Source organism: Novacetimonas hansenii (assembly GCF_014843995.1).
Lineage (GTDB): Bacteria > Pseudomonadota > Alphaproteobacteria > Acetobacterales > Acetobacteraceae > Novacetimonas > Novacetimonas hansenii.
In genome coordinates this window covers 2,096,131-2,120,502 of the sequence record NZ_CP062147.1, presented here as the reverse complement: position 1 = coordinate 2,120,502, position 24,372 = coordinate 2,096,131, and the positions used below count along the sequence as shown (strand labels likewise).

20 protein-coding genes are annotated in these 24,372 nt (G+C 52.9%); 14 read left to right on the top strand and 6 right to left on the bottom strand.

Annotated features, from left to right (window positions below):
• Window positions 1-43 precede the first annotated feature (43 nt).
• Window positions 44-1,594 carry a carbohydrate porin gene (locus tag IFJ82_RS09110; protein ID WP_408901682.1) on the bottom strand — a complete coding sequence of 517 codons (1,551 nt, stop codon included), beginning with the start codon at window positions 1,592-1,594 and terminating at the stop codon, window positions 44-46.
• 418 nt (window positions 1,595-2,012) lie between these two features.
• Between IFJ82_RS09110 and IFJ82_RS09105 the strand changes: the two genes are divergently transcribed.
• The 12 genes from IFJ82_RS09105 to IFJ82_RS09050 all read left to right on the top strand — a co-directional run bounded on the left by IFJ82_RS09105 (window position 2,013) and on the right by IFJ82_RS09050 (window position 16,948).
• The gene (locus IFJ82_RS09105) at window positions 2,013-2,495 is read left to right on the top strand and encodes a hypothetical protein (protein WP_192264018.1); all 483 of its coding nucleotides are present in this window, start codon (window positions 2,013-2,015) and stop codon (window positions 2,493-2,495) included.
• 79 nt (window positions 2,496-2,574) lie between these two features.
• Entirely contained in the window at window positions 2,575-3,756 is a 1,182-nt protein-coding gene (locus IFJ82_RS09100; protein ID WP_247067728.1) for a TolC family protein, read from the top strand.
• A complete protein-coding gene (locus IFJ82_RS09095) occupies window positions 3,753-4,904 on the top strand; it encodes an efflux RND transporter periplasmic adaptor subunit (RefSeq protein ID WP_192264015.1) in 1,152 nt (383 codons plus the stop codon). The genes IFJ82_RS09100 and IFJ82_RS09095 overlap by 4 nt, the downstream gene beginning before the upstream one ends.
• Complete coding sequence (locus IFJ82_RS09090) at window positions 4,904-7,978, top strand: efflux RND transporter permease subunit (RefSeq protein WP_192264012.1); 3,075 nt, start codon at window positions 4,904-4,906, stop codon at window positions 7,976-7,978. The genes IFJ82_RS09095 and IFJ82_RS09090 overlap by 1 nt, the downstream gene beginning before the upstream one ends.
• Window positions 7,978-8,649, top strand: a complete 672-nt coding sequence (locus tag IFJ82_RS09085) for a response regulator transcription factor (protein WP_192264010.1) — start codon at window positions 7,978-7,980, stop codon at window positions 8,647-8,649. The genes IFJ82_RS09090 and IFJ82_RS09085 overlap by 1 nt, the downstream gene beginning before the upstream one ends.
• Window positions 8,646-10,001, top strand: a complete 1,356-nt coding sequence (locus IFJ82_RS09080) for a sensor histidine kinase (RefSeq protein ID WP_192264007.1) — start codon at window positions 8,646-8,648, stop codon at window positions 9,999-10,001. The genes IFJ82_RS09085 and IFJ82_RS09080 overlap by 4 nt, the downstream gene beginning before the upstream one ends.
• Window positions 10,002-10,050: 49 nt before the next feature.
• Window positions 10,051-10,620: a cytochrome b gene (locus tag IFJ82_RS09075; protein WP_225578603.1), complete on the top strand. Its 570-nt coding sequence runs from the start codon at window positions 10,051-10,053 to the stop codon at window positions 10,618-10,620.
• Entirely contained in the window at window positions 10,610-11,317 is a 708-nt protein-coding gene (locus tag IFJ82_RS09070) for a VIT1/CCC1 transporter family protein (protein ID WP_192266448.1), read from the top strand. Before IFJ82_RS09075 ends, IFJ82_RS09070 begins: the two co-directional genes overlap by 11 nt.
• A gap of 1,036 nt (window positions 11,318-12,353) precedes the next feature.
• Window positions 12,354-13,313: a DUF1852 domain-containing protein gene (locus tag IFJ82_RS09065; RefSeq protein ID WP_075594755.1), complete on the top strand. Its 960-nt coding sequence runs from the start codon at window positions 12,354-12,356 to the stop codon at window positions 13,311-13,313.
• Between the two features lie 51 nt (window positions 13,314-13,364).
• Entirely contained in the window at window positions 13,365-14,393 is a 1,029-nt protein-coding gene (locus IFJ82_RS09060) for a methionine synthase (RefSeq protein WP_003619618.1), read from the top strand.
• Window positions 14,394-15,053: 660 nt separating this feature from the next.
• A protein-coding gene (locus IFJ82_RS09055) for an IS5 family transposase (RefSeq protein ID WP_192264003.1) occupies window positions 15,054-15,808 on the top strand; the annotation gives its coding sequence in 2 pieces (ribosomal slippage) (window positions 15,054-15,384 and window positions 15,384-15,808; 756 coding nt in all).
• Window positions 15,809-16,048: 240 nt separating this feature from the next.
• Window positions 16,049-16,948 (top strand): LysR family transcriptional regulator, encoded by a 900-nt coding sequence (locus tag IFJ82_RS09050; protein WP_192264000.1) that lies wholly within the window; start codon window positions 16,049-16,051, stop codon window positions 16,946-16,948.
• 86 nt (window positions 16,949-17,034) lie between these two features.
• On the opposite strand, the gene IFJ82_RS09045 is transcribed toward IFJ82_RS09050, so the two are convergent.
• A complete protein-coding gene (locus IFJ82_RS09045; RefSeq protein ID WP_062809884.1) occupies window positions 17,035-17,736 on the bottom strand; it encodes a pirin family protein in 702 nt (233 codons plus the stop codon).
• 181 nt (window positions 17,737-17,917) lie between these two features.
• On the opposite strand from IFJ82_RS09045, the gene IFJ82_RS09040 reads away from it, so the two are divergent.
• Window positions 17,918-18,838, top strand: a complete 921-nt coding sequence (locus tag IFJ82_RS09040) for a LysR family transcriptional regulator (protein ID WP_192266447.1) — start codon at window positions 17,918-17,920, stop codon at window positions 18,836-18,838.
• Window positions 18,839-19,256: 418 nt separating this feature from the next.
• Here IFJ82_RS09040 and IFJ82_RS09035 read toward each other — a convergent pair whose 3' ends face one another.
• From IFJ82_RS09035 to IFJ82_RS09025, 3 genes are read right to left on the bottom strand one after another with little or no spacing between them, the layout of a single operon-like run.
• Window positions 19,257-19,823, bottom strand: coding sequence for a YceI family protein (locus tag IFJ82_RS09035; protein ID WP_075594761.1), 567 nt, complete (start codon window positions 19,821-19,823; stop codon window positions 19,257-19,259).
• Window positions 19,820-20,440, bottom strand: coding sequence for a cytochrome b (locus IFJ82_RS09030; protein ID WP_117129696.1), 621 nt, complete (start codon window positions 20,438-20,440; stop codon window positions 19,820-19,822). The genes IFJ82_RS09035 and IFJ82_RS09030 overlap by 4 nt, the downstream gene beginning before the upstream one ends.
• 4 nt (window positions 20,441-20,444) lie before the next feature.
• Window positions 20,445-21,062 carry a YceI family protein gene (locus IFJ82_RS09025; protein ID WP_192266445.1) on the bottom strand — a complete coding sequence of 206 codons (618 nt, stop codon included), beginning with the start codon at window positions 21,060-21,062 and terminating at the stop codon, window positions 20,445-20,447.
• 284 nt (window positions 21,063-21,346) lie between these two features.
• Between IFJ82_RS09025 and tmpT the strand changes: the two genes are divergently transcribed.
• Window positions 21,347-22,015 (top strand): thiopurine S-methyltransferase, encoded by a 669-nt coding sequence (gene tmpT, locus IFJ82_RS09020; protein WP_040510756.1) that lies wholly within the window; start codon window positions 21,347-21,349, stop codon window positions 22,013-22,015.
• Between the two features lie 115 nt (window positions 22,016-22,130).
• Here the strand turns inward: tmpT and IFJ82_RS09015 are convergent, their stop codons facing one another.
• Entirely contained in the window at window positions 22,131-24,335 is a 2,205-nt protein-coding gene (locus tag IFJ82_RS09015) for a penicillin acylase family protein (RefSeq protein WP_225578841.1), read from the bottom strand.
• Between the last annotated feature and the right edge of the window lie 37 nt (window positions 24,336-24,372).

The window sequence follows — 24,372 nt, the reverse complement described above, 5'->3', positions numbered from 1 at the left end:
ACCCGGTTCGTGTGCATGCATCATCACGTTTGATCTTATCCAGTTAGAAGTTAACGTTTGTATGCAGGCCGAAAACGGCTTCGTTTCCGATGGCGCGTGCTGGATGGGATGGGTCGCCCGCACCGCCCATGGGGTGCAGGACATACTGAAAATCAGGTTGCACAACCATCCATGGCATGACCTGAGCCTGATAGGTCAGTTCAAAATGGTTTTCATTCCCTTGCACCATTGCGCCGCGCATGCGGTCATAGGCGCGTAATCCCGATGTCGCCCGGCCCATCCCCCAACCGAACCCCAAGGTGTCATTGACCCTGTTGGGAAAGGGGGCCTTCAGATTCAGGCCTGCATCAATGGCGAAGCTTATGGCATTGCGATCGCCACGATTTCCCGTCGCCCGTACAAATATACCCAACGCGCGTGATGCATCAGGGGCAGGGCGCCAGATCAACTGATCTATTATTCCGTAAATCAGCCAGTTCCCCCGATCCTGTCGCGGTGTGCCACCATCTGTGCCAAGAGATTGCCCCTGCGTGTTGTAACGGTAATCTGGAAATCGTCCTGTGTCGTAATAGCCACCAAGCTTATAGATGCCGGGCAAGCCGGACTGCCTGCTGGTCAGTCCGCGGTCATCAGATTGTGGATTCAGAGCATATTGAAGTTCAGTTATCAGCAAGGCGCCGGTCCCCATATTAAACCGGGTACCGCTGTTATCATTCATTGTCTGGCTTATGGCGATGCTCTGATTTGCGTTCGGGCGCGGAGATGAACTGTTCGATGGATTGTTGTCAGTTTCTGACGGATTGTCATCTGCTGCCGCAAACATGACCGTATAGTTCCCTTTGGGTCGATAGCGCAGACGGATCGCAGGTGAGGCGAGGGGCCATGAAGGACCACCACCGTAAAGGTTGACCGATGGTCCCATCGGCCAGCCGAAATTGGCATTCAGATAAAGGGCTGCGTAATCACTGATCAGGAATTCCGTGTCGAGATCCTGCTGACCTAGCTTGATATCCAGCGCGCCCCGTAGAAAGGATTGCTGGTACCACAGTTCAAACAGGCGGGTGGAGCGACCAGCTTCAAATCCGCTGATGGGATTGAAATCGGCCAGACGGTCCTGGGTAATGGGGCGTCCCCGAATCTGCAGGGCGCTTATGTTGAAAGTTCCCCCCTTCAGGCCCATCAGTTTTTCCAGATCTGCCGTCAGTGTTGGCATGGTCACGCCGATATAGGCCGGACCAGTGTCCGATCCCCTGCCATTGCCATTGCCATTGCCATTGCCATTGCTGCTGGCAATCCCGCCCGTAATATTACCCCATAGTTCGTTTGTATCCTGAATGTTCAAGGCTATGCCATAGCGGCCTAGCCATGGGCGCAGCCCCCCGACGGTCCCAAGCAGGTTACTGCCCCCACCATAGGGTGTGTCGCGATTCTGGCTGTTGGTGAGTGTATCGACCTGCCACGAATTACGTGCGGTTGCTTGGTCGATCTGTGCCAGGAACGGCACAGATCGACCAAGCATGGCCTGTCCATCCATAAGGGGAGTTTGGGTATAACCGGTATCGGGGGCGAAAGCGAAGAAACCTGCGACAAGCATGCCATGACATAGCCAATGGAAATATCCAGGACTGGAAACTTCTGGTATTTTGCAGGATGTCAGTTCGCATACTTGCAAGTGATTCTCATATTCTTATGCAAAAATATTGCAATCAAAGACGTTATTATACAGACAGAACATCCTGCGCAATATGACGTTTTTGCTAAATTTTCAATAATTTCACGCCGTTTATTATTTATTATTTTCAAATATAATAAAAATAAACTTAAAAATTATTTGTTTTTTGAAGAATTTATATTTTCCTCAATATTGTTGCGCGGTTGTCTTCTTGTGCGATGCCGCCGTGCCATGTCTTGCGCCTGTTCAGGTTCGCGTCATGTTGGTCTGTTATACGATCAATGGCCACCGGTTCGGTGGTCTGGACAGATCGTATCACGGAAGGCTGGGCATATAAATCATGCAATGGATGGTACGTTACGGGCTGCCGGTCCTGATGATGATCAGCATGTGTGGTTGTGTCGCCCATGCCGAAACGGCGGCGGATACGGACGATATATGCCGCAATGTGGAACAGGGTGTGCGCCTGCATGTTGATGGTGCCTATGGCGGTTATCCACATTCTGTCCTGCGCGATGCGGTGCTGGACAGCGTAACCTGCCCATCAGGTGAAGGGGAATTGCGTGCGTTTCATCGCATTGCCACGCCGCCACCTCACATGAGGATCGCAGTAACGCGCCCCATGGGACAGGGGCAGCAGGGATCGCTGTCTGTCATGCTGTTTTCCCAGGGGCGTTTCGTCATCGGGGAACGGATGTCGCTTTCGGTGTTTTCGCGCAGCCAGTCTCCTTTTTCAGTGAAGGCAGATATCAACCTGGCGGCGACACGCCTGTGGAACGACTTTGCCGCACGGATCGAACGTGGTGGGCCTGTTATTCCATGATGGAAGGGAACTGACAGGCCCAATGCGTCCAAAGCTGTTTATAGCCGCGGTTTTTTCCGTCATATGGGCCAATCCCGTGATGGCGATGCCGGGACCTGACACATCATTTCATGAAGCAGTCAGCATGGCCTGGGCCATAGATCCTGTCCGTACGGAATTGCAGGTTGGCCACCATTCCGCCCGTGCCCGCGCCAACGCGGCGGGGTCATGGTTTGCAGGTGGCCCGACCCTCTCGGGTGAGTATATGGATGACCATATGCTGGGCAGTAATGAAGGATACACAACCTATCAGGGTGGTGTGTCTGTGCCGCTATGGTTGCCCGGCCAGGGAAGTGCCACGCAAAAGGTCGCAAACGCGGAAGCTGCATCTCTGGACGAACAGCTCAATGTTGAACATATGGCGTTGTCCATTCGCGTGCTTGATGCTGGTGCTGCGGTTCTGATGGCGCGTGCCCGGGTGGATGTCGCCCATACATTGTACGATGCGACGGCCCGCATGGCTGGCAGCGCCACACGTGCAGTACATGGCGGCGAACTGGCCTCTGTCGATGGGCAGATGGCACAGGCTGCTATGGAAAATGCCCGTAATGAACTGGCACTGGCGCAGGAGGAGGCCGCGAATGCAGCCGCTTCTCTGGAGGTGTTGCTCGGCCATCCGGCGGTGCCGGATCTGGGTCGTTATGGGGGGGACGATGTTGCGCATGCTCGTTTCATCGCACCACGTGACATGGAAGATAACGATCCCCGTATCAAGGTGGCACACCGTAATGTGGAGGCCGCAGAGGCCAACATGAAGCTGGCGCGTCGCTCGTTCATGCCCAACCCTGAAATCGGCGTCGATGCGATCCATGAAAAGCAGTACGGCAGCCCGTGGGATGACCGTGTGGGACTGAATTTCAGTATCCCCCTGCCCAGTGAGGTCCGTAATACCCCCATCATGTCCGAAGCCCGCAACCGGCTGGCCACGGCCAGCAGTCAGGAAATACAGGCGCGACGTATGATACATCTGGAGATGACGCGGGTGCGTGAACGCCTGATTGCCGCCACCACGGCACGGCGGGCAACGCAGCTTGCCGCAGAAAACATGGAAAAGCGTGCGGCAGCGCAGGAACGGGCCTGGCGCGTGGGGGAAAGCGGCCTGGACATCGCACTTCAGGCCCGCCAGGCCGCCGCCAATACCCGACTGGTCAGTCAGAGGGCAGAGGTAGAGTGGCATGTCGCCACCATCCGTATGTTGATTGCAACTGGTGTGATGCCATGAAGCATCTGCCGACTGCCCTGCTGTTTGTGGGCCTGTCCTGCATGTCGGCGCACGCTGAACAGGTGGCGTTGCCACCGGTTGTGAAACTGGATGCCGCAGCCGTGCCCAATGAAGGCATCAGCGTCGTCCTGGCCGTGTCCGGCACGATTGCCGCCACGCAACCCGTCATAAGCCGGGTCATGCCCGACACGGCACGGGTTGTGCATATTCACCCCGCCGGAACAGGCAAGGTGCTGACCATTCTTGTGCAACCGGGAAGCGTTGTGCATCACGGGCAGGCGCTGCTGCGTTATCAGGATCACTCCTTGCATGTCGCGCGCCTGCAGGCGGTTCAGATGCGCGCGGCACTTGCGGCTGCCATCGCGGCCCGTGCCGATGCGGCAGGCGCTGTGCAGCGCGCAAGGGCGCTGGTGGGTGAAAGCGTATCCATGGCCGAACTGCGCCGCAGGCAGGATGCGCTGGCGCAGGCGGATGCAACCCTGCGTGCCCGTCAGGCGGATGTTGGCACACTGGGCCATCGTTTTGCGGAGGAGTTCAATTCTTCTTCTGAGCAGGGCGGCCAGAGCGGGGAGGACGAGACCTCGACCCTGATTTCCCCAGTTGATGGTATGGTACAGGCGATTGGTACATCCGTGGCGGGCGATGTGGACCCCACCATTGATGTGGCCACGGTCGCGGATCTGTCCATTGTGTGGCTTGTCTCCGACATCCCTCCTGACCAGGCCGTCAGGGTCGCACCGGGGGGGCAGCAGGTAACACAGGTGGCAGGTCGTTCTCTGCTCTCCCATATTGATACGGTCGATGGCATGGCCAGCCCGTTGACGGGGCTGGTCCGGGTTATCAGCAATGTACCCAATCCTACAGGCGTGCTGGTTCCCGGTATGGTGCTGGATGCCACGTTGGCACAGCATGACGCTGTGACGGGCATTATCGTTCCATCAGAGGCGGTTCAGCGGATTAACGGGCAAAACGTCGTGTTCGTGCGCATGGACCAGACCGATTACCGACCCGCTGTGGTCGATGTCGCGCTGGATGACGGGACGCAGGCCGTGCTGCGGTCCGGCCTGAAGGCGGGGGAGACTGTCGTGGGGCATGGCAGTTTCGCCCTGCGGTCGGTCATCGGTCTTGCCGGGATGGATGCGGACTGATGGCGCGCAGATACCTTGAGGCCCTGTTACAGGCACGTATGCTGGTTCTGGGAGGGCTGGGACTGGTGCTGGCGGCAGGCATCATGGCGGTGTCAGGCCTGCCGGTGGAGGCTGTGCCCGACATTTCGCCAAAGCAGGTGCTTGTCTCGGTCGTGGCGCCCGGCCTTGCGACGGAGGAAGTGGAAAAACTCATCACCTTTCCCGTGGAGGCCAGCATGACCGGGATTCCCGGCATGACCGACCTGCGCTCAGTCTCCCGCGGGGGGGTATCGGTGGTGTATGTGCAGTTCGCCGATGAAACCGATATCAATCTTGACCGCACCCGTGTGAACGAGCGCATACAGCAGGCGCGTGCGAACATATCCGTACCAGGCATTAGCGTCAGCATGGGACCGCTGGCGACAGGCATGGGCGAGATCATGCAGTTCCAGATCCGTGGTCCGGGGCGTTCGCTTATGGAACTCAACCGCATCATGAACTGGACCGTGGTGCCGCAGATGCGTCTTGTTCCCGGTGTGGTGGATGTCAATGTCAATGGTGGGGCGGAAGAAACCTATCAGGTGACATTGGACCCTGCGCGGTTGATTGGCGGCAACCTGTCGCTGGGCGAGGTTTATCGCGCGGTGGATGCTGCCAACGCGGCGTCCGGTGGTGGGTGGATCACGCATCATGCCGAACAGCAGAGCGTAGTCGGACGTGGGCTGGTCGGCAGTCTTGCGGATTTCGGCAACATTGCCGTGCGAACCAACGCCGATGGTTCCGTCGTGCGGTTACGTGATCTCGGACGCATCACCACGGCCCCCCGTACCCGGCTGGGTGCTGTCACACGCGATGGGCAGGGGGAGATTGTGATCGGTGTGGTGATGATGGAAAGCGGGGCCAGTTCCAATGCCACCCTGGCCGCGATAGGGCGCGCCCTGCCGGGTATCAGGCAGGCGTTGCCCGCAGGTGTGACGCTGGACCCCTATTACACGCGCGCCACTCTTACGGGACAGACCATCGCCACTGTTCGCGACAATCTGCTGATGGGGGCGGTACTGGTGGTGGGGGTGCTGGTGGTGGTGATCGGCAGTTGGCAGGCGGCACTGGTCATTGCCTCGGTCATTCCAGTGGCGCTTGTCTGCGCTATGGCTGGCATGCGGCAGTTTGGCATCTCGGCCAACCTGCTCAGTCTTGGCGCCATTGATTTTGGCATGATCGTCGATGGCTCACTTGTTGTGATCGAACATGTCCTGTCGCGGCGCGAGGAGGAGCCGGAGGCGCAATTCGTCCCATTGGTGGTTTCGTCCGTGCAGCAGGTCATGCGACCGGTCGGGTTCGCCATACTTGTCATCATCATGGTCTACTTGCCCATCCTGACATTGCAGGGGATTGAGGGACATATGTTCCGTCCCATGGCACAGACGGTCATCATGGCGCTGCTTGCATCGTTGGCGTACTGCTTCGTCTGTATCCCCGTGCTGGCCGCCCTTGGGCTGGGGGGCGTGCGGCCTGTGGGCGATACACGGCTGATTGCGTGGCTCCGCCGACCCTATACCCATATGGTGACATGGGGGGAGACGCATCCACGCATCCTGTTTGGCGGCACGATTGCGGTCCTGGTTATGTCAGCATTGCTGGCCACACGATTGGGGGGGGAGTTCATACCCCAGCTTGACGAAGGTGCGCTGGCGGTTACGACGACGCGGCTTCCCTCGGCTTCTCTCGATACCGTGTTGGTGTCGGTTACGAAGCAGGAGCAGATCCTGCGTCGGTTTCCCGAAGTTCGCTCCGTGGTCAGCAATACTGGCACATCGGCCATCCCGACCGATCCTATGGGCGTGAACGAAACCGATAGCTTCATCTTTCTCAACCCGCCTGCCACCTGGAAAACCGCCCGCACGCAGGCGGGGCTTGTGGCGGCGATGGACGATGCCCTGCGGCGTGAACTGCCCGATGCGCTCTATTCATGGAGCCAGCCGGTCCAGATGCGTATGGATGATCTGCTGTCAGGCGTGCGTACCCAGATTGCTGTGTCGATCTTTGGCGATGATCTTGCCACGCTGGCTGATCTGGGTGATCGGGTGGTGGCTGCCATGTCGGGTGTAAAGGGGGCGGCGGACGTGGCGGCGGCGGGTGATGGCATCGTGCCGCTGATCGTGGCTGATATAGACCGTACACAGGCTGCCAGCCGGAATGTGGCGGTACAGGACATCCTGGATACGGTGGAGGCGATCGGGGGACACATTGGCGCAAGGCCGGTGATCGTCGATAACGCCATCATCAGCACACAGGTCCGCCTTGATCCCCATGCCGCCCGGTCTGCATCGGCGATTGGCGCGCTGCAGGTCCGGCGGATGGACGGGCAGGGGAATGTGCTGCTCTCCCAGGTGGCGCATGTGCATGAAGTCGATGGACCGCCGCGCATAAGTCGCGACCGGGTGCGCCGGCGGATGGTGGTGCAGGCCAACGTGCGTGGGCGGGATCTTGCCTCCTACGTGGCTGAAGCACAGGCCCGCGTGGCACGGGATGTGAAGTTGCCCGCAGGCTATACGATGCAGTGGGATGGGCAGTTCCGTAACCTGCAATCGGCGGTACTGCGGTTGGAAATCGTGTTGCCGATTGCACTGTGCCTGATTTTTGCACTGCTGGTGGTGGCCTTTGGTGCAGTACGGCCCGCATTGCTGGTGTTTGTCAACCTGCCGGTGGCGGCAACCGGCGGTATTGTGGCACTGACATTGCGCGGCCTGCCGTTCAGCATTTCGGCCGGGATTGGTTTTATTGCGCTGTTTGGTGTGGCCATCCTTAACGGTGTGGTGCTGGTCAGTGAGATCGCGGCCCTGCGGGGGCAGGGGATGGCTGTGGTACAGGCGGCGTTCGCGGCTGCGGAATCCCGTTTCCGTCCCGTCATGGCGACGGCGCTGGTGGCAAGCCTTGGCTTTTTTCCCATGGCGTTTTCCGAAAGCGCAGGGGCTGAGGTCGAGCGTCCATTGGCCAGTGTGGTTATTGGTGGGCTGGTGACATCTACGGTGCTTACGCTTCTGGTGTTGCCATCGCTCTATGCACGGGTCATGCGGGAAAAGGTTCAGGGTTGATGCGTATTCTTATCGTCGAAGATGAACATGATCTTGGGGCGGCGGTGCAGGAGCGCGTGCGGCTTGATGGGCATGCGGTTGACTGGTTCATGACATTGGAGGACGCACGCGCGGCGATTGCGACCGTAGATTATGATTTCATGCTGCTTGACCTTGGCCTGCCGGATGGAAACGGGCGTGACCTGCTGCGTGACATCCGCAGGACGTCATCCGATATCGCCATCCTGATCACCACTGCGGAAGACCAGATCAGTGACCGCATTGCCGGCCTGTCCGAAGGCGCAGATGATTATATCGTCAAACCCTATGACCTTAATGAACTTGTGGCCCGCATTGTGGCCGTGGCGCGGCGTTATGCCGCCCCGCGTCAACGGGGGCATTGCCGTATTGGCGAGATTGCAATTGATCGGGAAAGCCGTTCTGTATCGCGCGATGGGCGGGTGCTGGATCTGACCGCACGTGAGTGGGCGATCATGGAACTGCTATCGCGCAATCCTGGCCGGATCTATTCACGCCAACAGATTGATACGGTCCTGTATGCACTGGATCAGGACGTGGAGAGCAACACGGTCGAAGTGTTCATAAGCCGCCTTCGTCGCAAAGTGGGCAATACGACCATTCGTACGATACGTGGTCGGGGGTACTGCCTGGGTGAAAAGGGCAACCAATGAAACGTTGGAGCCTGTCGACACGAATCGTCAGCGGCGTACTGCTGGTCGTCATACTGGGTCTGCTGTTGCTGAGTGCCGCTGTAGGCGGGTTCACCCGCTATGAGGTGACTGAACGGCTGGATAACTCGCTTCAGGAGGTTGCCGAACGTCTTCAGGCGGCTGTGGCCACTCGGTCGCATGATTTGAGTAATGGTTCTTCCATCGCCTGGCTGCCGGAAGTTGGCCCGCGTACGTTGGCCTATCAGGTGATGGATGAATCCGGTCGCGTTGTACTGCGTTCGCAAAATGCGCCGCAGGACCCCTTTGTCAGAGGGGGGCAAACCGGCTTTGCCAATGTGCCGCATTTCCGCGTTTACATGGCAGCTCCCATTACTGGGCAATATCGTGTCATCGTGGGGGAGCCAATGTTTCATCGGCGGGAAGCCATGCGGCGGGCGATGCTGATTTCCATTGTCCCGATGGTGGTTTTCCTGCCCGTTATCTGGTGGCTGGTACGCCTGATCGTGCGTCGTGCCATGCGCCCGCTGGACCGGTTGCATGACGAAATGCGTGCACGCGGCAGTGGCAATCTGCAACCTATTCCACCGCTTGATCTGCCGATCGAACTGATTTCCATACAAAGTGCGGTTAATACATTGCTGGCACGGCTGGAAACGGCCCTGTCTACCGAACGGGCTTTTGCCGCAAGTGCCGCGCATGAACTGCGCAATCCGCTTGCCGCCCTTCTGGCACAGGTGCAGATGATGGGACGGGTCCTGCCCGCTGGGTCTGAAGCAGGTAAAAGGGTGGATATCATTGTTGACCGTACCCGCCATCTGGGACGGACAGTAGAAAAATTACTCCAGTTTTCGCGTGCTTCTGCCGGTGTTGCTTTTCGGCGTGACCGTTTTGACCTGTTGTCGGTGCTGCATGTGCTGGTGGACGATCTGGAACATAACCTGTCCGATGGCCGGAGGCTTGTCCTAACGACAAATGGCATTGGCCATGTGTTCGTTCGCGGGGATATGGACGCAACAGGCATCCTGATACGCAACCTGCTTGAAAACGCATTACTGCATGGCAATCCCGCTGCACCCGTGGTGGTCGTGGTTGGTCCTGATGGTAGTATTGATATCGCCAATGACTGTACCGCCCTTGCGCCGGATACCCTGGCACGACTGACCAGCCCGTTCGTGCGGGGCAGTACCGTGGCCCATGGCAGCGGGCTTGGCCTGGCCATTGCCAGCAATATCGCCGGGCAGATGGATGCCAGCCTGCTATTGTCTTCCCCTCTTGCCGGTTCAGCACGGGGGCTTCGGGTTTCCTTACGTTTTCCCAATGCAGAGGTCATGACCATTCCTGATGATATGTGAAGGGATCGCGTTCAGGTTCGCGTCATGTTTACAAGATAAGGTTGTCGGGATGAACCAGAAAACCCCATTTACTGTCGTGCGGTATGATAAACCGACCATCCTGTTTCATTGGGTCTGTGCTTTTATTGTCATATTGCAGTTCGTGAGTGCCAATATATGGGGTCTTTTCCGTAATCCGCTGCATCATCATCTGGTCGTACTCCACCTGACAGCAGGCATGGTGCTGAGTGTCCTGTTTCCTATACGTATGATCTGGCGCATGGGATGGGGGCGTCATATCCGCGCCGCTGACCGCTGGTTGGACTATATAATGGCGCGTGGCGTGGAATACAGTCTGTACGGGCTGGTAATACTGGAAATGGCCCTGGGGTATTTGTGGCGATGGGGAAACGGACAGCCCATGAGCTTCCTGACCCTGCAGATAAGGCCACCATTCGAAAAATTTTCAGCTTCAACGATTTATCTGCTGCACCGTCTGCATCAGTGCAATGGTTGGCTGATCACGGCGTTGGCGATGGGGCACGCACTGGCTGCGTGTTTTCATTACTTCATTCTTCGGGACCATGTCCTTCAAAGAATGCTGATGACAGAGGATAGAGCAGATGAATATGGAAAATAACACTGCGCGTCGTCCCCAGGAAATCCACGCGACATCGCGGCTGGGCTGGTTGCGGGCTGCTGTTCTGGGGGCAAATGATGGTATCTTGTCAACATCAAGCCTGATTATTGGCGTTGCCAGTGCGCATGCAACACAGGCCAGCATTCTGTTGGCAGGAATTTCCAGTCTGGTTGCAGGGGCCATGTCAATGGCCGCAGGGGAATATGTCTCTGTCAGTTCGCAGGCAGATTCAGAGAAAGCCGACCTTGCACGTGAAAAAAACGAACTTGGTACCAGTTGGGATGCCGAGGTTGGTGAATTGGCCAGTATATATAGACAACGCGGCTTGGACGACCTTCTGGCGCGCAAGGTTGCTCTTCAACTGATGAAACATGATGCGTTGGGTGCCCATGCCCGCGATGAACTTGGAATTTCCGAGGCAACGGCAGCGCGTCCGGTACAGGCGGCTTTCGCATCAGCTGGTGCATTCTCATCTGGTGCCATATTGCCTGTGTTGGCAGCCCTGCTGTCACCGGCTGCAGTAGTATCATGGACAGTTTCTGCCGTATCGCTGACGGGCTTGGCTGTGTTGGGATTTGTGGGAGCCCGCGCAGGTGGCGCCGAACCCTGGCGTCCGGCAATGCGGGTTATTTTTTGGGGTATCATCGCCATGGCAGTGACGGCTGGTATCGGTCAGATATTTGGGGTTCAAGGATAAATGTTATAAATAATATATTAAATTAATATATGATATGTAAATTCATGTTTGTTTCGATATTTATATTCAGGTCAATTACCTGCGTGGTGTGTATTTTATTCGTTATTCGAGTTTATTTTTTGAATAAAAAACGTTGATATTTCGATGAATTTCCATTGGAAGGCAGTGTTTAATGCTGCCACAGTACACACATCAGTGCAGCATAATTTTCGATAACAAAATATTCATTCATGATACTTGGGCCAAGATTGATATGGCACGAATGTATGGTCGTGGCCTGTGCAGTCAGTCGTTAGCTGAGAGGCTGCCTGCAGGTTCAACTCTGCGGTGGTTATCTTTGTTGCCAGACCGACGACATAGGGAAGATAGGTCTTTCGGCGTCAGAAGGTTAACCTGTTAACTGTCCTTCGAAAAATTTGGAGTTGGGGGTTGCTGGGTATTATGATTTTTAGAGAATTTTTGAAAAGTTATCCTTAATAACCTCCTGGAATTATAAAAATTTTGGCAAATATTTTTCTAAAAATATTCAGAATATTCCGCCTTTTTGAAAAAAGTCGACATCTAAGAACTTTTCTTTTTTTCATCAATACTTTTTTTAAACAGTCTTTTATGATGTTTAAAGGTGTTCCAAGATTGATATGGATCGCTTCATACTGACAGATGCCCAATGAGCGAAAATAAAACTGCTGTGCTTTGGCAAGACGATGGATCGTGGCCGTAGCGAGAAGATTGACAGATTTTTTGCTGCCATGGGCCATCTCGTGGGTGCCCTCATCAGTCTACGATAATTTTCAAAAAGCTTTTTAAATACCCCTTAAAAACTGAATTTTCTCTAGTTGAAAGGCGGTTCCCACGACAATTCATGAATAATATTTATGTTTTCATGAAATAAAATCATTTTTATTCATGGTGTAATTAAGGCATATAGCATGAACCAATCTTAATCGCATTTATAGTGAAGGTTACCATCATGCAGAATTAGGAATTTTTAATATAGTATAAAAATATTATTTTTCTCTAAAGTGGGAGTGTAATAATGAAAAATAATTATAAGTTCAGTATTGATCGAATTTGTTTTGATGAAAACTATCAACCATCCGATAGAACGCGCCTTACGACCAATTTCGCAAACCTGGCGAGAGGGGAGTGCCGTCAGGAAAACCTGCGTAATGTTCTGTTGATGATAAATAATCGTTTCAATGATCTGGCACATTGGGATAACATAGATAGGGATCGCTATTCAGTTGAACTCGAAATAGTCTCTGTCAGTATGGATATAAATTCTCCTGATAAGAAAATTAGTTTCCCGTTGATTGAAGTTCTAAATACAACAATCATCGATAAAAAGGAAAGCAAGCGGATAGACGGTCTGGTAGGGAATAGTTTTTCTTCGTATGTGCGAGATTATGATTTCAGTGTTTTTCTGCCAAAATATAATAAAGATAAAGCAGAGTTTAGTGTCCCAAATAATTACGGAGATTTACACGGGAATATTTTTAAAAGTTTTATTAATTCAAATTTATATAAGGAAAATTTTAAAAAACTTCCTGTCATATGCCTTAGTGTCTCAACCAATAGAACGTATCATAGAACAGGAAATCATCATCCTATCCTAGGTTTTGAATATCAGCAGCATGAATTTTCTCTGACTGATCAATATTTCGGAAAAATGGGTATGGAGGTTCGATATTTTATGCCACGTAACAGTATGGCCCCGTTGGCATTCTATTTTTGTGGGGATTTGCTGTCTGATTACTCTGGGCTTGAGCTGATTGCTACCATCAGTACGATGGAGTCCTTTCAGAAGGTTTATCGTCCTGAAATTTACAATGCCAATTCTGCAGCATCCGATTGCTATCAGCCAAGTTTGAAGAACCAGGATTATTCTATCACCAGAATTATTTATGACCGTGAGGAGCGCAGCCAATTGGCAACGGCACAGGGGATATATACTGAAGAGCATTTCATAAAACCGTACCAAGATTTTCTTGCATAAGGCTCTATCAGCGACATTTCCGGATCAATCAGAAATACAAGGTTATTCTTTATGAAAATACTTCTCCCCACTTCAACGGCTGGTAGCCTGCCTAAGCCATCCTGGCTTGCCAAGCCCAAGACACTTTGGTCACCCTGGCAATTACAGGGAAACCAACTGATCGAAGGGAAGCAGGATGCGCTGCGTCTGGCGCTGGATGATCAGGATCGAGCAGGGATTGATATCGTCAGTGATGGTGAACAGACTCGTCAGCATTTTGTCACGACGTTTATTGAACATCTTAGCGGTGTAGATTTTGAAAATCGTCAGACGGTAAAAATTCGCAATCGTTACGAAGCAAGTGTACCGTCTGTTGTAGGTGCCGTGACACGCGAAAAGCCTGTTTTTGTCGAGGATGTGAGGTTTTTGCGTACCTTGACGCACAAACCCATCAAGTGGGCATTACCTGGTCCTATGACCATGATTGATACGCTTTATGATGCGCATTACAAAAGTCGTGAGAAGCTGGCGTGGGAATTTGCTAAAATCCTGAATCAGGAAGCCAAAGAGTTGGTGGCGGCAGGGGTGGACATCATCCAGTTTGATGAACCTGCATTTAATGTATTTTTTAATGAAGTGAATGATTGGGGTATTGCCACATTAGAAAGAGCGATTGAAGGACTTGAGTGTGAAACTGCGGTCCATATCTGCTATGGCTATGGCATAAAGGCGAATATTGACTGGAAAAATGCTCTGGGGAACGAGTGGCGCCAATATGAGGAGATCTTTCCGAAATTGCAAAAATCCAGTATCGACCTGATTTCTCTGGAATGTCAGAATTCCCGCGTTCCAATGGATCTGATTGAACTTGTTCGTGGGAAAAAGGTAATGGTCGGTGCCATTGATGTGGCATCAAATATCATTGAAACGCCTGAAAAAGTTGCTGATCTTCTGCGACGGGCACTTCAATTTGTCGATGTGGACAAACTTTATCCCTGCACGAATTGTGGTATGGCCCCTTTGTCGCGCGACGTGGCACGAAGCAAGCTCAATGCTTTGGGGGCCGGCGTAGAAATCGTCCGTAGAGAACTTTCTGCCTGATATGCAGGTGGATTGGTATTCCGGTGAGGATGCGCAGCGATACGGATATATGTTCTATCTTATTTTACAAGAAGGTTTTTATATATGAATGATATCTGAATGTTCCGAAGTGTGAGTGGTAGATAAAGTATTTTCGATCTATCTATTATTATTTCATAGTCATTATGATGATATGAAATATTCTTGGTAAAGATATGTAAGCATCGTACACATGAATGTCTGGGCAGCACTTTGTCTGGCTTTATGGAGCCAAGGAAGCATGTGACACGGATATGCACACTGATGGGCGTATTCCCCGCTGCTACTCATGATAGGGTTTATCAGGCTCGATCAGCGGGAATGGCCAATCGCTGCATATAATGGCATATGTACCCTTGCGTATTGTACTGATGTTGACCAGATGGGTGATAGTGACATGCGCATAGACACAATACTGTAGGACAAGAGAGTAGCCCGCAGATCATCGTGCGCCAGATACCACATGCATAGCTTATCTATTTAAAAGAGGATGCAGGAAATCCGTATGTCTGAATTGCATGATAGTGAATCTTCTTTTTTTCTACGGCGTGTCGTCAGTTAAGTTCTGAGTGTTGTGCGTGAGGGTTGTACTGTCTGTCTGCCTGTGGTGTCTGTTTTTCCGGTTTTGCGGGAGATAGATGGATGCGGCGCTATGGTTTGCGCGACGATCAGTGGGAGCGGATAAAGGATCTTCTACCCGGCCGGGAAGGTCATGTTGGCGGTACGGCTGCGGACAACCGGCTTTTTGTGGAAGCTGTGCTGTATCGTTACCGTACAGGCATCCCGTGGCGTGACCTCCCCGCCCGTTTCGGGGACTGGAAAAATGTGCATCGGCGTCTGCGCCGCTGGTGTGAAAGTGGTGTGATCGAGCGGATATTTCGTGATCTGGCCGCCGATCATGACAATGAATACATGATGATCGACAGCACCATTGTCCGGGCTCATCAGCATAGCGCGGGTGCTCTCAAAAAAGGGGTGCGGATCAGGCCATCGGACGCTCACGAGGCGGACTGACCACAAAAATCCATGCCATCTGCGATGCCCTGGGCAACCCGGTGGAACTCGACATTACTCCGGGACAGGATGCCGATATCACCCAGGCGGAGCCCATTCTGGAAAAAATCAACCCGGATGCCTTCCTTGCCGACAAAGCGTATGATGCGGACAGGCTGATTGACCGACTGAAAGAGCGCGGGATTACCGTGGTGATCCCGCCAAAACGCAACAGGACGACCCAACGGGAAACAGACTTCGCTCTCTACCGTGAACGAAACCTTGTCGAGAGATTCTTCAATAAACTCAAACAGTTTCGCGCCATCGCAACCCGCTACGATAAACTCAAATCAACCTTTCTCGCAGCCGTTCAATTCGCCTCAATCATCATCCTGCTTAACTGACGACACGCCGTAGAAAGTTAGCTTTTGCGTGCGCGTATCATAAAAAAAAGCGACATATGATGCGTAGCCCATCCGCCTCAGGCAGTTGGTTGATTTCGTGTTCAGATCTCTGGTAGGAGGAGGATGCATTAATAAAAATCATGCAGAGATGTTCAGACCGCGTGATAGAAGTTTATATAAATGAATTAAAATGATATATTCTGATGATTATATGAATTCTGTGCATTTATGGAGTGAAGCATGGGTGTTCTGGAGCGCCATCATCTGACCATCATTCAGGAGGTCGCACGGGAGGGCTCGTTAACGGCAGCCGGAATGCGCCTGCATTTGACCCAACCGGCGCTCAGTCATGCTATCCGCAAGATCGAAAACCAGCTTGATGTAAAAATCTGGCGACGGGAAGGGCGGTCTCTTGTGCTCACTCAGGCAGGTGAATGGCTGTTGTCATTGGCAAACCGCCTGCTTCCACAATTTGAACTGGCGGAAAAACGTCTTGAACAGTTCAGTAATGGAGAACGCGGTACGCTTCGTATCGGTATGGAATGCCATCCCTGCTATCAATGGCTTCTGAAGGTTGTATCACCTTATCTGGAAAGATGGCCCAGAGTGGATGTGGATGTACGTCAAAAGTTCCAGTTTGGAGGAATTGGCGCGTTATTCAGCAATGAAATTGATATTCTGGTTACGCCTGACCCTCTTTATAAACCTGGCTTGAAATTTACGCCGGTTTTTGATTATGAACTTGTGCTGGCTGTTGGTCCTGACCATCCTTTGCAGAATACAAAGTTTATAGCGCCGGAGCAGCTTGCGGATGAAACATTGATTACCTATCCCGTGCCATCCGAACGGCTTGATATCTACACGCAATTTCTGCAACCTGCGGGTATTGCCCCACGTCAACAAAAGCAGATTGAAACGACAGACATCATGCTTGTCATGGTGGCCCATGGACGGGGTGTTGCTGCACTTCCGCGCTGGCTTGTAAAAGAATATACTACACGCTTTAAACTTTATCCTGTAAGACTTGGTAAAAAGGGTATTGCAAAACAGATATTCCTGGGTCATCGGGAAACCGATGAGGAAATTCATTATCTGCGGAATTTTATTGAGTTCGCGGCCTCGCCTCATTTAAAAAGTTAGGATGCTTTCGTAAAGGCCATCACAATAGTATTTTGGCCATATAATATCGGAGGAGATATTATCTCCTCCTTCGCTATTTCCAGAATTTATGGCGCCGTATCAACAAGGATAACTTCAGCATCTGCAAGTGCGCTAACCTTGACAATATCAGTGCCTGAGATTGCAGCGCCATCGCGCTCTCCAATGGTTTTGCCCTCAATCTCCACACAGCCTTTAGCGACAACGAGGTATCCAAGCCTTTCAATACCAAGATGGTATTCGATGGTCTCGTTTTTTGTCAGCGTTGCGCCCAGTACGCGCGCCTCGGTATGAATGGGAAGGGCATCACCGTCGTTCTGGTAACCTGATGCCAGAGTGATGAATTTCCCTGCCCGGTCGTCTTTTGGAAAGGAGCGTGTGCCCCAGGATGGTGCATGACCGGCACGGTTCGGGAGAATCCAGATCTGGAAAAGGCGGGTGGCCACATCTTCCAGATTATGTTCACTGTGCCTGATCCCTGTACCTGCGGACATGACCTGGACATCGCCTGCTACAGTACGCCCCTTGTTACCAAGGCTATCCTGATGTGTAATCGCTCCTTCGCGCACATAGGTGATGATTTCCATGTTCTCATGCGGGTGCATGCCAAAGCCTGTGCCTGGTGCTATGATATCATCATTCCAGACCCGCAGTGCGCCCCAGTTCATGCGCGTGGGATCATAATAATTGGCAAAAGAAAAATGATGCCTTGCATCCAGCCACCCATGGCTGGCGTGGCCGAGTTTGTCGTAAGGACGAACTTCAATCATGATCTGTTTTCCCCGGATCAATCGAGTGAGTTATCTAGGGCAGATTATCTATGGGCAGGCAGGCGGTATATGGCAATCAAAGAAAGGCATCGTTTCTATTTTTGATGCCCAAAAGGGCGACAGGCATAATGAAAATAAGATATAGAAATTATTGACATTAATCATTTCCAGAGATTTTGTTATGCGCCTTCCTGATTTTGAAGCATGGGCCATTTTTGCAAAAGTGGCTGAGTTTGGCTCGTTTGCCAGGGCCGCAGAGGAGGTGCAGCTCTCAAAACCCACTGTTTCCAAAGCTATAGGACGTCTGGAACAGGCGCTTGGGGTTGCACTTTTCAACCGCAATTCGCGTCATATCTCCCTTACGGAAATGGGACGGATGTTGCTGGGACACGCTAATCGTATCTTGGCTGAAGCAGAGGCGGCGGAAACAGAAGCCAGGGGAGGCACACAACGTCCATCGGGCCTTATCAGGATTGCAGCGCCCATGACATTTGGCATTGGGCATCTTTCACCTGTTTTGCCTGCGTTTCTTGCGAAATATCCGGACATTGATATTACAGTCGATTTCAGTGACGCACTTGTCGACCTTGTCGCCGAGGGATACGACGTTGCACTGCGTATTGCCTCTCTTGCAGATTCTTCATTGCGGGCCCGTAAGCTGTGCGAAGTTCGACTTTTGCTGGTTGCAAGTCCCGAGTATCTGGAGCGGGTGGGGCGTCCTGATCATCCTCGTGATCTGGAGACACATAAAAGTTTTGTCTATACCAATACATCCGCACCTGGAAAGGTTCGGCTTCGGCAGGTCAATAATGGGAATGAATTTGTCCTGACACAAACCCCCCGTTTCCGTGCGGATAATGCAGAGGCTTTCCTACCTGCTCTTGCGGCTGGATTGGGCTTTGGTCTGTTCCCTGAATTCATGGTGGGCGAGGGGCTGGCTTCCAACAGGTTTGAGCGGATATTGCCAGATTGGGAAGCACCCGCCATTGCACTGTATCTTGTCACACCGTCCAGTTCGTTAAGACCGGTGCGAGTGACAGCCCTGCTTGACTATCTGGTGGAATGTTTTGGACAGACCGGATGGTTGGGATATGCAAAATAGCCCTTTCTTCTCGATGATTACCTCATCGAGATCGGTGCAGATGTAGAATGTTAAAAGTACTGGTCATCTGTCTGCATTGAGTTTATCCAGATCATGGCGATAAATACATGGAGCGTTTTCTTGCATCGCAGGGCGATTCTGCGGAAGCGTTTGATTTTACTGGAGGAATATTCGACCTGATGGCGCTTTCTTATAGGGCTCCAACTCATCGGGGCATGGTGGCGCGGCTGGGCCTGATCTGGCAAGGTTCGGACAGAAGCAGATGTAGAGGACTGATACCAACTGGAATGCCCTCAACATAACCCTGGCAACAGGAAGGAATGCGCGCTGCCGGTGTCCTGCGACACGGTATGTGGGACAGGGATATCATGAATCTATTGCTGCTGTATGGCGGCAATCAGCGCAAGTGAGTGTGCATTCAGCCACTATGCGCTGTAACATTGATATTCACATCTACTTCAAGCGCAACCCACTGGCCTGTACTCCACGGGCCAATGCCGACATTGAATGCCGAGCGGACAAGCTGGAGATGGCCTTTGGCATGCGCGTCGGAGCCTGAGATGTCGATGGTAAGAGGAAGGGTCACGGGTTTACTCACTCCCTTGATCGTCAATGTACCTTCGGCGTCATAAACGTTGCCACCTTTGGCTTTGAAATCCTTCACTTCGAAAATAGCCGTTGGGAACGCCTTGACGTCAAACCAGTCGTGACCGGGTAGGGCGCCATCACGTTGGCTGTCACTGGTTGTGACACTTGCCATATCGATGATGATCTTTGCATGGCCTGCTTCCGGGAAGGCTGGATCAAACGATATCGTGCCGTTATATTTCTCGAAATGACCTTCAAATGTCTTGCCGGTCTGTGTACCGGAGAACCCCAGTGTGCCGCTCCCTGATGCGAGCGTCCAATCTGCAGCAAAGGTTGGCGTTGAGAAAAAGAGGCTAACAGCAGCAGAAACGGGTAGAAAGATATGAAGAGCCTTCATGGGTTTTCTCTCTTCTTGCGTGTTATGGAGAGCATGCAAAAGGGCGGCAGCATCTGGCGAAGAACATGATCATGCAGTACGAACTGATGCCTGAAAGAGGCTGCGACATGCAGTAAGATCAGCGCAAGTAACCCCCATGAAGCCCAGTGGTGAAGTAATTTCAAGATTGCTTCGACAGGTGCCTTGTCAGGTAGGGTTGAAAAGACTGGAAGATCCGGCCATGGCACTGTTCCAAACAGCACTGTAGGAATGCCCAGAACCGAAACCGATACCATTGCCCAGCCACTCAGGGGGAGGAGAACCTGCAGACTGTAGAGGGCAAGATGTGCCAGATGCGCGGCTGTCTTTTCCCCCTGTGGCATCTCGTTCGGCAGGGGCGGCGCCCTGTGGCTCAGTCTCCACCCGATACGAAGCAGGATCAGGAACATCATGCTGATGCCAATGGATTTATGTAACTGATAGAGCTGGAACACACGTATCGGATCAAGGTGGAGATGGTCCATGACCAGACCCATTGCGATCAACGTCAGTATTCCCAGCGCGATCAGCCAGTGAAGGATAATCGCCACTGTGGAATACCGTGTGGTCCCGCTCGCTGTGCGTGCGGGCATCGACATGATGTCAGCCCTGCTTTTCAAAAGCACCGTTAATGCGTAACTGCACCTCATCCGACACATAGGGCACGTACATCTTCACGCCGAAGTCGCTGCGTTTGAGGGTGCCGGTGGCTTCAAACCCAGTGGTATATTTCTTGTCCAGCGCATTTATGCCTGCACCGATGAAATGCACTTTGAGGGTTTCGGGCTTCGTGACGCCATGCAGCGTCAGGTTGCCGGTGACGAGTGCATCATTCCGGCCAGTGACATGGATGGATGTGGATTCAAATGTGGCATTGGGAAACTTCGCGGCATCGAACCACTGCGTTCCCTTGAGTTCATCATTCAGCTTGCTGCTGGTTGTCTGTATGGAATCGACAGGAATGGTAACAGATAGTTTGGACGTGGTCGGGTTTTTGGGATCCAGTATCAGTGTGCCCGAGACATTGGAGAATATACCAAGATAGTTTGTAAACCCGAAATGTAACACGGAAAACCCAACCTGCGTATGGCCGGGTTCGACATCATAGGTGCCGGACTGTGCCTGTGCGGCGCTGGTTACAACCTGCGCAGAGGCCGTATTGCCAGTCACCAGGGCAAAAGCGAGAGCGGTGGCGGGGAGTGAAAGAAAGCTGTAGTTCATATGATATAACTCCGCTTCATCATAAAATTGTCTGAAAAACAGCTCCTTCATGCGCTCATAAGCATGCTGTGTGCTGTTTTGCTGACCCCTTCATTAACGCCGGAATTTTGTAGAAGAAATAACAACGATGGAAATATATAGTTTCCATATTTTCCCTATGAAGCGTGGGACGAACCGGTACGTGCCTGCCCCTGTTTGCCTTTGCGATGCCCGCGACCTTCGCTGCATGCGGCCGTTATTCTTCGTCTTGTGCCTGTTTTGGCCGGGCCGTATATACTGCGCATATGGAAGAAAAATCAGTAAATGATGCCTTCTGGCATGCGAAATGGCAACGTAATGAAATCGGTTTTCATGAACCGCAACCTAATATGTTGCTTATCGGTTATTTTTCGCAATTGCACCTCCCGACCGGGGCACGCATCTTCGTGCCCCTGTGTGGAAAGAGCCTTGATATCCATTGGTTACTGGCAAGGGGATACCACGTCAGCGGTATTGAACTGAGCCACATTGCAGTCCAGCAGTTGTTTGCTGAACTTGGCCTTTCTCCCTGCATCACGCCAATGGGTGTTTTAAAGCGTTACGAAGCGGGACATCTATGTATTTTTGTTGGCGATTTCTTTGACCTGACGCCCCAGTTTCTTGGTCATGTGGATGGGGTTTATGACCGTGCGGCACTTATCGCCCTTCCTGCCCATCTGAGGCAGCGTTACGCCAAACACCTGGTGGCCATCACGAACTCAGCCCCCGAATTACTTATTTGCCTGCATTATGAGCAGTCATGTAGGGCCGGACCGCCGTTCAGTGTCGATGAAGCTGAGGTCCGGCAGCATTATGAGGGGCAGTTTTTGTTGACCCGTTTGAAAAATCATGATGTTCCCGGTGGCTTGAAAGGCATCTGTCCGGCAACGGAAACGGTCTGGAAACTTATCCCCCGTAACAGGTGTGGCCTATAGCCTGCTGCCCTGTTGCGCCAATCGAACGGCCTGAACAGATGATCATTCCGATAATATACGGAAACCATGGAATTTCTGTCAGGCCGCTCCTCAAGAGATTATTTTTAGACCGTTGCTATTCCCCCGGCGTGTAGCGTCGCTCGACATGACCTTGCAGCTCTTCTGGGTAGAAGTAGACTTTGCGCAGATTGCCTTCGCTATACCGTGTGGCCTGGTCAATGAAATGGCGTGAGGTCGGATCACTGCTTTCCCCACCTGTGGAGACTGCCCACGCGCGGACTTTCTGGTCGAATTCCACGACGGCGACAAAACTGTTCCCACTTGTGCCGTAATAGCGTTTTGTGCCGGGATAGCGTTTTGCCCCAAACGAGGCGAGGGATCCCCATATGGCGGACGTGAACGGCACAGGCAGACTGGGCTTGGCATCGCTGAAGTTCTGGGTCAGATCGCTGTTTATCCTCTGAAAACGGTTGAGCGTGCCCCACGGAACCTGCCAGCATCCAAAATCGTGAACCAACCGGTTTACCGCCGAATCCAATCGTTCCAGCCTTTCCCCGTCGCTGATGCGTGTGGTCAGGTATTCATAAAGTGATCCGCCCTCTGCCTTGGCCAACGGGCGTACCCGTTCCAACAACCCATCCCCCCATAATACGGCCAGAGAAGTGGCCGTGGACTGCGCCGACCAGCGATCATCCCATTTGCGCAGCAAGGCCACTGGTTCGGCTAGCCGTGATTTCTGTGGTGCATTGGTGGGCAGGTGTTCCCACGCGGAAACAAGTTGTGGCACCAATATCGCAAATTCGGGAAGCCACGAATCATAGGCCGCAGTCATTAACGACTGAGCCGTGAAATCATGTCCTTCACTCAGCAACCGTGTGGCATGGATGCCTCGTGGATTTTCGCCCACCATGTCCATATAACGTGGGAAAGAGGCCCGTCGGGGGCTGTCGGGACCAGATGCAGACCAGGGCCAGTCATTGGTGTTCATGACCCAGCCACTGGATGGATTGACGACCTGCGGAAGTTCCGAAAGCGCATGTAACCCGTGCCAGTCAGTCGCCGGGTCGCTGCCATCAACGGGGTGTCGGTAATCAAATCGGTCGTTGCGACGTGGCACGAATTGCGGGTGTAAATAAGCGATCTCCCCCTTGCTGTCGGCAAAGATGGTGTTGTTTGATGAATTTGCCTGCAGCGCAGATACTTTCATGAAATGCGTGTAATCTTCTGCTTTGGTGCGCAGGAAGGACTGCTCCAGTGCTGGAACCGGTTTCCACATCAGGGCGGTGCTGACCCATTTATTTCCGTCTGTCCGGACAATGGGGCCATGATGTGTGGCGTTAACATTGAATTCGCGCACCGCCAGTGTGCCTGATGGCATGCGGATCCGCAATGTGACCTTGCGGGTTTCGACAGGTATCGTCTTGTCGCCATAACGGTAACAGGTTTGATCGCCGCAACGGGTGATTGTTTCCGCGAATTCATCAACCACGTCCACGCCACTCGATGTGTGCATCCATCCGGCGTGAGGGTTGAAGCCCTGATAAATAAAGAATTGCCCCCAAGTGACCGCGCCATACGCATTCAGCCCCTTGTCGCTGGTCATTTGCAGTTCGGAGCGGAAGAAGAAACTGGTATGTGGGTTGATAAGCAGTAGCGCGTGACCCGCCGCCGTATGGGCGGGGGCGATCGCAATCCCGTTGGAGCCTTTCGGTTCTTGCGGTTTTATGCCGCGCTCTTCCTCGCTTGGCGCGACAGGACGTTTTTCGTAAAATTCCTGAAGCCGAGAGAGTGAGATACGCTCCACATCGCCGCCGATGCTGCCTTCGGTAAAGCTGAGCGCCATCCATGGCTCGAAATGGGTAATGACACGTGGCTTTACCTGCGGATGTGTCCGGAGATACCAGTTGAGCCCATCAGCCCATGCATCCATCAGACGTTTCAGCCACCGGGGGGAGGAGGCATAATCCGCCTGCAGGCGAACCGGATCAACAAACATCCTTATCCGCAGATCCTGCCAGAGTGCGCTTTCGCCCTCTGCCTCTGCCAGGCGACCGAGTGAGACGAGGTAATTGGTTTCGACCCGGTTAAAGTCATCTTCTGCCTGTGCATAGCTGGCGCCGAACACGGCATCGGCATCTGTATGCCCACGTACATGGGCAATCCCCCAATCATCGCGGATGATTGTCACCCGCGTGGCTTCCTGTCGCAGGCGGCCGTACTCCTCGGGGGATGCGGCGCGCGTGCATGGGGTGGGCCCCATGAACAGGGCACCAAGAAAGAGAATACGAAAGGTTGCAACACGGGGACGCACGGTTATCATCGGCAAAAATCTATCCACAGGCGCAACGATATGCAAG

Coding starts and splice junctions, on each gene's coding strand:
- IFJ82_RS09045 (WP_062809884.1), bottom strand. CDS start 17,736: ATGATTGAAGTTCGTCCTTACGACAAACTCGGCCACGCCAGCCATGGG.
- IFJ82_RS09050 (WP_192264000.1), top strand. CDS start 16,049: ATGGGTGTTCTGGAGCGCCATCATCTGACCATCATTCAGGAGGTCGCA.
- IFJ82_RS09075 (WP_225578603.1), top strand. CDS start 10,051: ATGAACCAGAAAACCCCATTTACTGTCGTGCGGTATGATAAACCGACC.
- tmpT (WP_040510756.1), top strand. CDS start 21,347: ATGGAAGAAAAATCAGTAAATGATGCCTTCTGGCATGCGAAATGGCAA.
- IFJ82_RS09040 (WP_192266447.1), top strand. CDS start 17,918: ATGCGCCTTCCTGATTTTGAAGCATGGGCCATTTTTGCAAAAGTGGCT.
- IFJ82_RS09030 (WP_117129696.1), bottom strand. CDS start 20,440: ATGTCGATGCCCGCACGCACAGCGAGCGGGACCACACGGTATTCCACA.
- IFJ82_RS09035 (WP_075594761.1), bottom strand. CDS start 19,823: ATGAAGGCTCTTCATATCTTTCTACCCGTTTCTGCTGCTGTTAGCCTC.
- IFJ82_RS09100 (WP_247067728.1), top strand. CDS start 2,575: ATGGCGATGCCGGGACCTGACACATCATTTCATGAAGCAGTCAGCATG.
- IFJ82_RS09085 (WP_192264010.1), top strand. CDS start 7,978: ATGCGTATTCTTATCGTCGAAGATGAACATGATCTTGGGGCGGCGGTG.
- IFJ82_RS09090 (WP_192264012.1), top strand. CDS start 4,904: ATGGCGCGCAGATACCTTGAGGCCCTGTTACAGGCACGTATGCTGGTT.
- IFJ82_RS09110 (WP_408901682.1), bottom strand. CDS start 1,594: ATGCTTGTCGCAGGTTTCTTCGCTTTCGCCCCCGATACCGGTTATACC.
- IFJ82_RS09065 (WP_075594755.1), top strand. CDS start 12,354: ATGAAAAATAATTATAAGTTCAGTATTGATCGAATTTGTTTTGATGAA.
- IFJ82_RS09060 (WP_003619618.1), top strand. CDS start 13,365: ATGAAAATACTTCTCCCCACTTCAACGGCTGGTAGCCTGCCTAAGCCA.
- IFJ82_RS09025 (WP_192266445.1), bottom strand. CDS start 21,062: ATGAACTACAGCTTTCTTTCACTCCCCGCCACCGCTCTCGCTTTTGCC.
- IFJ82_RS09015 (WP_225578841.1), bottom strand. CDS start 24,335: ATGATAACCGTGCGTCCCCGTGTTGCAACCTTTCGTATTCTCTTTCTT.
- IFJ82_RS09070 (WP_192266448.1), top strand. CDS start 10,610: ATGGAAAATAACACTGCGCGTCGTCCCCAGGAAATCCACGCGACATCG.
- IFJ82_RS09080 (WP_192264007.1), top strand. CDS start 8,646: ATGAAACGTTGGAGCCTGTCGACACGAATCGTCAGCGGCGTACTGCTG.
- IFJ82_RS09095 (WP_192264015.1), top strand. CDS start 3,753: ATGAAGCATCTGCCGACTGCCCTGCTGTTTGTGGGCCTGTCCTGCATG.
- IFJ82_RS09105 (WP_192264018.1), top strand. CDS start 2,013: ATGCAATGGATGGTACGTTACGGGCTGCCGGTCCTGATGATGATCAGC.